Annotated in this window: 13 protein-coding genes; 5 read left to right on the top strand and 8 right to left on the bottom strand. The window is 55.3% G+C overall.

What is annotated here, in order from left to right:
* Positions 1 to 161 precede the first annotated feature (161 nt).
* Both RA26_RS22805 and RA26_RS20045 read left to right on the top strand, forming a co-directional pair.
* Positions 162 to 974, top strand: a complete 813-nt coding sequence (locus RA26_RS22805; RefSeq protein WP_152612674.1) for a hypothetical protein — start codon at positions 162 to 164, stop codon at positions 972 to 974.
* Position 975: 1 nt separating this feature from the next.
* Positions 976 to 1,212, top strand: a complete 237-nt coding sequence (locus tag RA26_RS20045) for a hypothetical protein (RefSeq protein WP_152612673.1) — start codon at positions 976 to 978, stop codon at positions 1,210 to 1,212.
* 508 nt (positions 1,213 to 1,720) lie between these two features.
* Here RA26_RS20045 and RA26_RS20040 read toward each other — a convergent pair.
* Entirely contained in the window at positions 1,721 to 2,362 is a 642-nt protein-coding gene (locus RA26_RS20040; RefSeq protein ID WP_039186887.1) for a hypothetical protein, read from the bottom strand.
* A gap of 69 nt (positions 2,363 to 2,431) precedes the next feature.
* Between RA26_RS20040 and RA26_RS22215 the strand changes: the two genes are divergently transcribed.
* Both RA26_RS22215 and gspG read left to right on the top strand, forming a co-directional pair.
* Complete coding sequence (locus RA26_RS22215; RefSeq protein WP_241482700.1) at positions 2,432 to 2,920, top strand: prepilin peptidase; 489 nt, start codon at positions 2,432 to 2,434, stop codon at positions 2,918 to 2,920.
* Between the two features lie 8 nt (positions 2,921 to 2,928).
* Positions 2,929 to 3,357 (top strand): type II secretion system major pseudopilin GspG, encoded by a 429-nt coding sequence (gene gspG, locus RA26_RS20030; RefSeq protein ID WP_082015895.1) that lies wholly within the window; start codon positions 2,929 to 2,931, stop codon positions 3,355 to 3,357.
* 5 nt (positions 3,358 to 3,362) lie between these two features.
* Here the strand turns inward: gspG and RA26_RS20025 are convergent, their stop codons facing one another.
* The 7 genes from RA26_RS20025 to RA26_RS20000 are packed head-to-tail and all read right to left on the bottom strand — an operon-like array spanning position 3,363 to position 9,671.
* Positions 3,363 to 3,926, bottom strand: a complete 564-nt coding sequence (locus RA26_RS20025) for a hypothetical protein (RefSeq protein ID WP_152612672.1) — start codon at positions 3,924 to 3,926, stop codon at positions 3,363 to 3,365.
* Between the two features lie 56 nt (positions 3,927 to 3,982).
* Positions 3,983 to 4,414: a type II secretion system protein gene (locus tag RA26_RS23460; RefSeq protein WP_082015894.1), complete on the bottom strand. Its 432-nt coding sequence runs from the start codon at positions 4,412 to 4,414 to the stop codon at positions 3,983 to 3,985.
* On the bottom strand, positions 4,380 to 5,615 hold the full coding sequence (locus tag RA26_RS20020; RefSeq protein WP_039186883.1) for a type II secretion system F family protein: 1,236 nt from the start codon (positions 5,613 to 5,615) through the stop codon (positions 4,380 to 4,382). The genes RA26_RS23460 and RA26_RS20020 overlap by 35 nt, the downstream gene beginning before the upstream one ends.
* A 9-nt stretch (positions 5,616 to 5,624) precedes the next feature.
* The gene (gspD, locus tag RA26_RS20015; protein WP_082015893.1) at positions 5,625 to 7,637 is read right to left on the bottom strand and encodes a type II secretion system secretin GspD; all 2,013 of its coding nucleotides are present in this window, start codon (positions 7,635 to 7,637) and stop codon (positions 5,625 to 5,627) included.
* 32 nt (positions 7,638 to 7,669) lie between these two features.
* On the bottom strand, positions 7,670 to 8,212 hold the full coding sequence (locus RA26_RS20010; RefSeq protein WP_152612671.1) for a hypothetical protein: 543 nt from the start codon (positions 8,210 to 8,212) through the stop codon (positions 7,670 to 7,672).
* Positions 8,209 to 8,745: a hypothetical protein gene (locus RA26_RS20005; protein ID WP_039186879.1), complete on the bottom strand. Its 537-nt coding sequence runs from the start codon at positions 8,743 to 8,745 to the stop codon at positions 8,209 to 8,211. The genes RA26_RS20010 and RA26_RS20005 overlap by 4 nt, the downstream gene beginning before the upstream one ends.
* On the bottom strand, positions 8,742 to 9,671 hold the full coding sequence (locus RA26_RS20000) for a PilN domain-containing protein (protein WP_193747646.1): 930 nt from the start codon (positions 9,669 to 9,671) through the stop codon (positions 8,742 to 8,744). Before RA26_RS20000 ends, RA26_RS20005 begins: the two co-directional genes overlap by 4 nt.
* A gap of 124 nt (positions 9,672 to 9,795) precedes the next feature.
* Here RA26_RS20000 and RA26_RS19995 point away from each other — a divergent pair, with 124 nt between their 5' ends.
* Positions 9,796 to 11,184 carry a GspE/PulE family protein gene (locus RA26_RS19995; RefSeq protein WP_052272502.1) on the top strand — a complete coding sequence of 463 codons (1,389 nt, stop codon included), beginning with the start codon at positions 9,796 to 9,798 and terminating at the stop codon, positions 11,182 to 11,184.
* Positions 11,185 to 11,296 lie beyond the last annotated feature (112 nt).

Genomic DNA, 11,296 nt, shown 5'->3' with positions numbered 1-11,296 from the left:
CTGATGCGCTGGCGGAAGCGGCGGGCGAGCCCGCCAACCGCAACGCCGCCCCGGCTGAGGCCCCTGCCCAAGCCACCGCCCAGTAACAGCCCCGCGCCGGGCCGGGGCCTCCCCCGCCCGGCGCAAAGCCCATTGATCCAAAGACTTTCAGGAGAGCCGCCATGCTCCGCACTTTGAAAACCCTGCTGCTCACCGCCTTCCTGGCCGTGTTCGCCACCCAGTCCGCCGCAATGTTCATCCAGCCCGATTGGTTCGACGTGAGAAAGGAAGGGGTGGGAACGAACCGGTACAGCTATTCTCTGAATGACCCGGTTAATAGAAGTGACCCAACGGGGAACCTTGCTCCTGCCGTCGGCATTGTTGCTGGTATTATTGGACTGTTCGGCATGTTTGCCGCAGATGAAGCCAGTGATAGAGCCAACGATGGAAAGCGAAACGGTAATGGAGTAATAAGCGGTGCGTTCAAGGGAAACTACGATCTGGGCAACAGTATTTCCGTTCACAGCGAAGGAAATGATGGAGATACCCCCGGGATTGGGCACAACGGTGGTCCCGCAATGGACGAAGGGGATCCTTCGCAAGGTGACCCAAATAATGAAGATCCTGATGCAGTAACGGCCGCGGCAATTGCTGCTGTCGTAGCAAGTCAACAAACACAGACGAAAACTCCTACGGAACAAGGTATTACGATCAGTGAGGTTGATGGAAATACCGTTTCATTTTCAGTCAATACAGAAAAAGGACCTGTTGACGTAGTTGCCGATATCTCCGTCAAGAACGGGATTCTTAGTCTGTCAAATGCTCATGTCCAAGGTGATGGTCCGAACACAAGTAGCATCGGAGCGTTGAGGTCGGCAGTGAAGTCACTAGGGCGTGCATTTGGCGTTGACCAAGTTTCTTTTAGTGGAGGTACACGTACTTCAGGAGCGAATCCCGGTAGAACGCCAGGCACAGTAAATATCTCGGTGGATTAAAATGAAAAGACAAGTGTCTATAGTCGGTTGGCGCCCTGGCGTTAGAACTATCGACTTAATCAATAAGGTAAAGGATCTGAAGTCTTGTAGGCTTGGGGTTGCTAAAAGAGAGGTTGATTTGCTTCTGGCGAGCGGTGATTTTCAAATAGGTTTCGAAATCGATGCTGATGATTGGGAGGAGGTTGTGCGAGAATTGAACTCAATTGGTGTCGATGTCGAGATTTCGGAAGGTAATTAAGGGTGTTAATAAGGGGTGTGCGGAAATTTTATTCCCATGTTTCTAACTTGTGCCTTTCCTATAAAGGCCTTCATGTGAGCCATGTTAGGGGTTTCTTACGCGCGATGTAGGGGCATTGTTAGATGTACTGCCACCAAAGATTTCTTAGGGATTCTTAGCCTGCAAAAACTCGGAAATCTTGTGCAAGTCTCAAAAAACTGCGTTTTCAGCTTTAGCGGGACAATGGCACCCACCCTAGCACTTCCGCTTCCTCAAAGACATCCCGGTTAACCCGCTGCAGTCGCATGAATTCCGCACTCCGGTCCTCCGGCAAATCTTTCACCTCCGGATACCTAGTATCAAACTCCTCCTCCAAGATCCTTTAGGCCGCCGTCCCCTTCTTCACCAGCGCATAGGCAAACTGCGGAGGGTGTTCCAGCAGCACATCCTCCACCGCCATCGCCTCCCGATACGCCCCGTGCGCCATCAGACCGTCCAGCACAACTGCGGCGATTGACCGCCAACTCGGCTATTCCGAGGTTATTTCCTCTATCAAGATCATCGCCTCCTTGGGCTGGCGGTTGTCCGGCCGCGGTCTCAAATTCCGTGCATTCTCAGCGGCGTAAGACGCAGCAAGTGTTGCCGCGTTCAGCTTCCGCTTGGGCGCCCGGTCCGTGAGCCATGGAGGCACCTCGGCGACCCCGGCTTTAGCTGCGGCCTGGCGGATTGGCATCGATTGGTCCCCTGCCTCCGCCAGTCTGGCGCGAGTTTTAAGCTGCTTGGGCGACAGCAGGGCTTCCGCTGTAGAGGGTGGTGTCCGCCAGATATCCACCAGACCGCCGGGGTCCTGCGCGATGATCTGGTAGCGGGTTTCATTGAATGTGACAGGAAACGGCGTGCTGTTGAGTTTCAGCGGGGTGTCTTCGTCAAAGCGGATCATGGCCTCGCCAACCAACGGGCGGATCAGGTCGCGCAAGCTGTCTTGGTCCAGCACCTCTTGATGGCTGGCCGCCAACCGCTTCAGCATCTTGACCGTGGCCAGCGAACGGGTCTGCAGCGTCACCACCAGCCCCATCAGCAGGATCAGCGACAGCAGGGTTGTGATCAGTACAACGCCGCGTTTAGGGTGCCGGGGTAGCGGGTTGCAGGATGGAAGCACGCCTTGGGTCATGACAGGAGAATTGCAGCCTTGCGCCGGTTTGTCATTCCCCCCTGGGGCGGTTTTCTGCTGCTTTATGCGGTGAGTTTGGCCGTCCTTGCACCTGGCGCCGGCATACCTCTGCAACTGCAGGGCCTTGCCCTGATTCCGCCTTTGGTTTGGCTCAGCCACCGGGACATAAGAGCTTATGAAATCCCCGACTTGGCAACCTTGACCTTCGCCATAATTGGCGCTGCCTTTCTTGTGTGGCAGAATCCGCAGGCATTGCTGCTGCACCTCGCGGCAGGCGCGGTCATTTCCGCCCTGCTGTGGGGAGCGGGCGAGATAATCTACCGCTTGCGCGGGGCAGAGGGGCTTGGCATCGGCGACGCAAAGCTGCTGGGCGCCGCAGTTGTTGTGCTTGGTCCCTGGAAACTGCCCGAACTGCTGCTGCTGTCCTCAGCTGGGGGGATCACAGCGACGCTTGCGGCACGGGTTCGGCGACCGGGCAGGCAGGAAGGGATTCCCTTTGGCCCGTTTATCGCCTATGCGGTATTTGTTCTGATCTATTTCAACCCGCTCTTTTTGTAAGGACGCCCATGGCCCGGACATTGCCGCCCCGCAAACGCACTGCTGGTATCTCACTCTTGGAAATCATGGTTGTGCTGGCGATTATCGCGCTGGTGGTTGGGCTGGCCGCGCCGCGGCTGATGGGCAACTTCGGGCGTGCCAAGTCGATGGTGGCCGAGGCGCGGATGGAAAACGTGAAGGGCGCCCTGCAGCTCTACTATATCGACCTCGGCCGCTACCCGAGTGAGGCAGAGGGGCTGCAGGTGCTGTTTTCTGAACCTTCAGGTTCCGGCAAATGGCGCGGGCCTTATGTGGACAGCCTGGAAGACCTGGACGATCCCTGGGGGCGGCAGCTGCTCTACCGCAGCCCGGGCAAGGAAAAAGCGTTTGAGCTGTTTACCTATGGCCGGGATGGGCACCCGGGCGGCGCGAGCGAGGATGAGGACCTGTTCCTCTGACCTGGTCATTTCGGGATCACATCGGAAAGTGAGATCGACCGGTTCAAGTCGTAGTGCGCCGGTCTGAGTGTCAGTGGGGGAACGGGCTGGCCGCCTTGCTGCTCCCATTCGATTTTGATCAGCACTGGCAGCAAACTGCCGCTTTCCCAACTCGGGTACCACGCAGGGTTGGGTTCATTGTTGTTACGGCCGTAATAAGAAAAAGAGAGATTCTTCGCATTCGGGGAAAGAACCAGGCTGCGGATCATGGGTTCCAATTGTTTGCTGGCGACCCCGGATGCCTTGGCAACGAGTTGTTTCTCTTCCATGTAGAGGGTCACAGTTGTGGGCACTCCACCCCAGAATTGGCCGTCGTGGATCAATGTTTCAAAGGTTACTTCTGACTGGGTTCCGTGAAGTGCAGGAGTGGCCGGGGAAGGCTCGCGTTTTAGAGGCATGCCTTCAGCCCAACGGCGCAAGGTGTCGCGAGCCATGAAGTATTCTGCCTCCGCCGACAAAGGCAGAGTGCGTTCCAACTGGCGCCGGGAAAAACTGAGTGCGTTGGCCAAGAGCACGGCAATCATACCCATGACTGCCAATGCGACAAGGACTTCGAGCTGGGAAATGCCTTTGTGCGGGTTCCGCCTCACTGCCTGCCAGCCTTTCTGGCTACCGTCCTGCTAAGGACAGCGGGACGGGTGTCAGAAAGCCCATGGCGAGTAACAACAACCGAGACCTCGTAGAAGGCAAAATGTTTGTCCAAGGATGACGGCTGCAAGCCGCCCAGTCGTTGCTCAGTGATCTCCCAATCCCAGGTTTGCCTGTAAGTGCCGGATGAAGAGGGCGGTGGCGTTGCCAGGATGTACTGATCCAACATTGATCTCGCGAATTCACTTGCAAGGTAGGTGTTCCTCGCGTCTGCCAATCGCCCGGCTGAGCGAGCCGATACGGTGTAGAGACCAGACAGCACCATTCCGAGGACCGCAAAGGCCAAGACAGTCTCTAGCAAGGTGAAGCCACGCTGCCAATGTCTGGGCAGGGGACTAGAAGGCAATCTCGTTGATCTCCAGGATGGCACCCATCAGCGTGTAAATCAAAAAACCGATCCCGGAGCCGATGACCAAAGTAAGGACAGGTGTGAGAAGCCCTAGAAGCCGCTGAGTCTGTCGGTCTGCCTGAGCGGACATTGTTTCGGAAAGTGCTGCAAGAGTCGAAGGCAATCGATTGGTCTCTTCACCGACCCGGAAGAGCTCTTTAAACCCGGCGGGAATATGCGGATCCGCATCAATTGGCCCGGTAGCAGTCAGGCCGCTTTCAACTGCGTCGGCAGCTTCCAGAAATGTCCCGTGAAACCCGCTTGAGGCTCCGAGAGAGGCTGAGGCTTGCCGGAAAGCTTCCGATTGCGGCATCCCTGAGGTCAGCAGAAGTTCTATTGCCTGCGCAAGCTGTGACAGGGTGAAAAGCCGGGTTATGGTACCAAATACTGGCAGCCGGAATTTCATTCGCGCCAACAAGCGCTGGCTTCTTTCGTGTTGAAGCAAAGAGGCTATCGCCAAAACTCCACCAGCCAGAGCGAGAAGTAGCCACATCCAGAACCTGACCAGAAAGTCATTCAGGGCAAGCAGAGCCGACAGTGTGCCGGGTGGTTCTTGCCCCGCCGCCGCAAACAGTGGTTCGAGGTTGGGAGCAAGGTACAGTGTGACAATCAGAAACAGTCCGAGTGAGGCCAGTACCAGAATGAGTGGGTAAATAAGGGCCGAAAGAACTTTCTGACGTACCTGGTTCTGTTTGGACAGGAAGGAGGAAAGGGACCGCAAGAGAGTTGGCAGGGCATTTGATGCCTCGCTGACCTTCAAGAAGGAGACGAAGATTGGTGCGAAGCCCTTGTTTTCCTGTTCAAAGGCAACTGCGAAACTACCTCCTTCCGCCACTTTTTGCCCAATTCGTTCAAATTGCATCCTGACTTCAGTCCTGCCCGCTGAACTGGCGGTAATTCGGATTATTTCAGGCAATGCGAGCCCGGCACTGAACAGAGATGCAAGAAGATCGGCCGTTGCAGCTTGATCCTCGGCAGAAAGCTGGCTGCTGCGAAAACGAATGTCTCGGCGGTACCATGGCACTGCTGTGGGAATATACTCGGCAGAGGAAGGTTCGAGCGCGAAGACAGTTATGCCACGGGATTGCAGATGCTCGAAAGCCAAACTCTCCGTCGCAGCATCAATAGCGCCGGCTTCTTCTCTTCCGGAAGCATCATATCCGCTGTATTGGTAGCTGCCCATCGTCCGGCCTTACTGCAGAAACTCGCCAATCTGGTGCTGTGGTTTTCCAAGCCCCGTCCGGAGGATTGTGTTTGCCCCTGAAAGCTTCGTTCGCCAGTGTTCGGTGATTGTCCGGGCGTCGCTTTCGGTGTTCACAACACGTGGTCTGATCAACACCAGCAACTCTGAACGACGTTTTTTGCTGTCCTTGTTCCTGAAAACATTGCCGAGTACTGGTACATCTCCGAGGCCTGGTACTTTCGTAACAGTTGTCGTGTCACTTTCCTGAACCAGCCCGCCGAGCGCGAGTGTTGTGCCGTCGTTCAGAAGGACATTAGTTGCCACTTTCCGTTGCCGGATAGTTGGTGAGTCAATACCGGATGTGACCGTCTCAGCCACGCTGCTCACTTCCTGAGTGACATCCAGAACCACGCGGCCATTCCTGCTGATCTTGGGTTGAACTTTCAGGATGACGCCTGTGTCCCGGTACTCGATGGTGGTGATTGTCGGAGCGTCCTCGGTTGATGTCGACGTTGAGGACTGTGTGGCAACAGGAACCTGGTCACCGATCTGCAGAATGGCTTCTTCGTTGTCCAATACCATAAGAGTGGGCGAAGAGATGATCTTTACGTCAGTCACGCCAGCAAGAGCATTGATCGCCGCGGCGGCACTGTTGGTTCCAAATACCGCTGAGAAACCGGGAAATCTGCTGGAGGTACTTCCGGAGTCGGAATCCGAGAAAGTAAAGTCGAAGTTGCCAGACTCAAAAAACCAGCGGACCCCCAGTCCAAGCTCATCATTCAAAGTAACTTCCGCAATAGTTGCCTCAAGCATTACCTGCTGGGGGCTGTCGTCGATTTCGTTCAGGAGACTTTGAATTTCGCGGTGTTCGCTACGGGTGGCCCGTACCAGCAGTGCATTACGCGCTTTGTCTGCAGCAACCCTAGAGCCGGAAACAGAACGCGAAGTGTCCTCACCTTCTGCCGGTTTCTCCTGAGAGCTGGAAAGAAGATCATTCAGGATCGGTGCCACATCCACGGCGTCCCGGTTATCAAGTTCGTAGGTTTCGATATAGCGGCTGGCACCACTCGCAGTGCGATCCAGTTCTCTGATCCACTTTTGCGCAACCGGCAAGTATTTGGAGCGGGATGTGATGATCAACACCGAGCCAAGACGCTTGTTCGGAATGAACTCGATGACACCTTCAAGATTTCCGCCAACCTCGTTTTCAAAAATAACTGCGAGCTCATCGACAATAGATTCCGGATCGGCGGAGTTCAGTTCTACAAGCGCAATTGACTTGCCCGACAAGACGTCGACGTCAAACAGGTTGAGCGCGTCCAATGCAGCTTCCAATTGCTTCTTTGTGCCCGTCATCATCAGCAGGTTCCTGCGCTTGTCAGCGACAGTACGCAGGCCTTCGTCGCTCAATGGAGCGAGTAGATTAACCATCTGAGCAGCAGAAATGTGTTTGAGGGGCGCAACGACGATAGAAGCACCACTGCCGACTCCACTTGATGCTAGACGGAAGGTCTTATTGCCGGAGGTGCCGGGAAGCACCTTGATGACATTACCGTCCTGTTCCAGGCGGGCGTCATTAGCGGAGAGGGCGGCCTCGAACAACTCGAGCAAGGCAGTCTTGGGGATTGCACCCGTCGACTGAATTGTGATCCGCCCCTTTAGTTCGTCGGCGACGGTATAGTTCTTCCCAAGTGCCTCACCCAATACTGCTTGTGCGGCGGCTTCAATGCTTGCATTTACTAGGCTGACTTCCACAAGTTTGCCGTCCTTGGGAATGACCACAGCTTGTGAGCGGTTATTGTTCAGGATGCTTGGATTGACGAACTGATCTGTGCCGCGTGACATCGCCCCAGGACGCACGCCGCCGTGAAGTTGAGTGGCTTGGTTTTGGTTGCGGGAGAGAAATGAGCTTCTTGCAACGGAAACATCATCGCCGAAAAGACCAGAGCTGGTCGTGGTGGTTTCAGTGCAGGACGCAAGCGTCAGTGCTGCTAATGCCCATGTGAGTATTCGAAACCGCATATCTATCCCTGAATTTTGTGCGATCTTTACACTCAGCGGCTGAGCTCAACAACATGCTGGATTTCTCCAAGCTGAAGAACGATTGCTGTGCTGGACAATTCGGCAACATGCCAGTCCCCGACTGTATCACCGGCAGAAATCCATGTTTCAATGCCTGTGTCTGGTATCCGGACGAGACCTGCGGTCTTGCCATTGGAGCGCAAAAAGCCATTGAAGATAACCTCAGGTGGCTCTGGATGGGCAACCGGTTCCATTTGAATAGCTTCGATTTCCTCGGCAATTGGCTGGGGGGCTGGCTCATCCTCGTCTGCTTTCGCCGGTGGCCTCCGGGTTTCGGAAAACAATGGCCGGCCCTTTGCTTGCGCAATGCGTTCCGACAGGTCTTCAGCAACAGACAAGGGAAAGGTTACGGCGGGCTGGTCTTGATCCGTTACGTCAGGATCTTGGCTGGTTCCTGGTGCGGTTGTCTCACCAGACAATTGAGGCTGAGGCCAAGGAGCTTGCGATAGAGCCACAGTGATTGTCGCAGCAATCAGGAATAATGGTGGTGGAAGAAAGTTCCTGACCTGTGTCACTTTTCATCCCCCCAGAAAGCCCAGATTGTTGTTTGGAAGTAAACGCCTGTACCCTCGTTTTCAGAGGTGGCTATACTGCGAGGGCGAAGGCGCACGAGCGCTGGAGCTGCTCTTGGTGTCAGGTTCTCGACTGCATTCAGAAACTGGTAGAAATTCTCCAAAGTGCTCTCGCCCTCAAGAGTGACGGCTGCAGTGGATTGCTCAGTTTTCTTCGAGAGTTCAGTTGCCCCAAAAGTCAGGATGGAAAGCTGATGTGACTTGGCCAGTTGGAGCAACGAGTCTTGGAGTGCCAGGCTTGCTTCGCTGCGTGACGCAGCATGCCAAAGTAGTTCCGGAGGGAACGCGACACCATCTTCGGAAGCCTTCAAGCTTCGAACTCTGGTCTCCAAGTCCTCAACGTCCTTGCTGACGGATGCAATCTTGGTGGCCAGTTCCGCTTGGAACTGGTTCACTGGCAAGAACAGCGCGTAGAATACTGCAATGGTCGCGGCTGCGAACAGGGTGGCAACGGCCATAGGCTTCAAGGCTATCATCCGTCAGTTCCTGGGGCCGATTGTGTGTGGATGATGAATTCAAACCTGCTTTTGCGGTTGAAGCTGTCAAAGGAAACCGGTCCGTCAAGCTCAGCCTTGGTTGCCCACGGCAGGTTCCGCAGGCTTGAAAGCAGAGACGGTACATCGTCGCTTGTGAAACCGGATAGCTGAACGCGCCGCTGAAACAGTGATGCTTCCGAAACCCAAGTCGTATCACTTAGTGCGTCGGTTAGATCCAAGAGTAGAGCCAGCCGTCTATGGTCATCTTCGAAAGTCTGGATGTCATTGCTGATCCTCGTGAAGCCTGCATTTTGCTGGTCCAGCCTTTCCCTTAGCCGCAGCGCGTGCTCTGCTAATTGCCTTTGCTCGGTGACGAGCTCCTGTTTTCTGAGCTGCAGAGTACGGGTTTCCCGCAGCTCGATCCAGCTAACCCCAAGCAGTGCTGCAGTTAATAGCGCGGCAGTTGCCGCGCTCCACAACCGCAGTGGGCGGTCAACTTCTTTCCGGTTGTCGAGCAAGGGCTGCGCGTTGAGGGCATCGGCGATGCTAACCATGCGAATGGAGGCGCCCGCTGCTTCCGCCTGACTGGTCAGCTGTGGCAATACGGTATTCTTCAAGATGAAAACCTGGACTAACAGCTCTTTCCCGGACCTGCCCTTAACTTGATGACGCCAGATCAAGTTCCGCCCACCGCCCGGAGAAGATTGACGGACAGCCATACTGACCACCTTCGCGAGGTTTGCCCGAGCCGCAATAGGGACTTTTATTTCCTTGGTCAGAAACAGCGATGACCCCAGCTGAATATCCAGCCGGTCTCCAGGCTCTGCCCTCAGCAACGCGTATTCAAGAAGTACTTTGCGTGACCAGTCTGATCGCCAGCCCGGGAGAAGCATCCATGCTGGAAACAGGCCACGGATGCGGCTCAAGTTTGCCAAGGTCTCTTCTGGGAGCAAACTGCTGATCAATGGCTGAGCTTTCTATCTATGGTTCAGGCGGCTAAAGCTTTCTAAGCTATAAAGTGAAGATCACGTCAATTCCATGAGAGTGTGCATGCCGTCGAATTTCAACTTGAATGACACATTGGCAAACCGGCTCAAGGTAAAGAACATTCTTTCCGAGATGGAGGTGGAGCGTGGCCGCTCCATGGCTGAGAACGGCGGAATTTCTTTAGATCGCGCGCTCCTGCGCCTCGGGTTGCTGGAGGAGAGGCTGTTGCTGCCAGAGCTGGCGGGCGCCCTGAATCTTCCTTTTTCGCTGTCCGAAGACGGCTTTGAGCTGGACGAGGCAATCCTTGAAGAACTGACCCCCGAGTATTGTAACGGGAATGTTCTGGCGCCTGTATACGATGGGCGGGGGGTGAGCCGCATTCTATTGAGCGACCCCGCAAATGCTGGGCTTCGTAGTGAACTAGCCTTCCACCTGGAAAACCGGCCAGAGTTCGCAGTGGCACCAACACGGGTGATACGGCTGCTTCTGTCGTCCGCTGAAGTTGCTGATAAAACCGAGATAGAAACACCTGATGAAGTGCGGCAGGCGGACCGGGAACGGGTCCGGCAAGAAGAAGCTGACGGACCGGTCATCCGCTTTGTTTCCGAGGTTTTCAATGAGGCGGTTGCCTTGGGTGCCTCGGACATTCATTTCGAGTCTCAGGAAGACGGGCTGCGAATCCGTTTCAGAATTCATGGTCTGCTACGCGCGCAGAGCGTCAACCGCAGCCTGAACCCTGGCTCAATCCTCGCACGGGTCAAAGTGATGGCGGCAATGAATGTTTCTGAACGGCGTCTCCCGCAAGATGGCCGGATAACTGCCAACATGGCCGGGCGCAAAGTGGACTTTCGAGTGTCCTCTGTACCGACCAGCTTTGGTGAAAGCATAGTTTGCAGGGTTCTCGACCCGAAAGCGTTGCGTATGGGGTGGGATCAGCTCGGGTTTTCAGCTGAGATTACCAGTCATATTATTAGGGTCATTGAACAGCCCAGCGGGCTTTTCCTGGTGACCGGACCAACGGGGTCCGGTAAAACAACGACCCTTTACACGGCGCTGTCCCACCTCAACACTGATGATCGAAAGATCCTGACGGTTGAGGACCCGGTGGAATACAATCTGTCGGGCATTGAACAGGTTCAGGTGCATGAAGAAATTGGCATGACATTCGCCAAGGCGCTTCGCTCCTTCCTTCGTCAGGATCCGAATGTCATCATGATTGGCGAAATCCGGGATCAGGAGACGGCTGAAATCGCCTGCCGGGCAGCGCTGGTTGGCCGCATGGTTTTGTCTACTTTGCACACAAACTCCCCGCAGGGAGCTGTGACCCGTTTGGTTGACCTTGGGGTGCCAGAGTACATCGTTCGAGATGTGTTGCGGGGTGTTCTGGGGCAGCGGCTTGAGGTTTCAAGTAGCGGCTGGGCACTTCGGGCGGAGTTCTGCAGTTCGTTTTAGCGAGGCTGACGGGCCGCCTTTTGCTTCGCTTGCAGTCCGGCTTCGGGCTCTTCCTCTGGGCGTTCGTCTTTTTCGGGAATTCTTGCGCCCAGCTATTGACTGGGTTGTCTGC

Source organism: Leisingera sp. ANG-M7 (genome assembly GCF_000813965.1).
Lineage (GTDB): Bacteria > Pseudomonadota > Alphaproteobacteria > Rhodobacterales > Rhodobacteraceae > Leisingera.
This window is presented reverse-complemented; position numbering and strand designations above follow the sequence as displayed.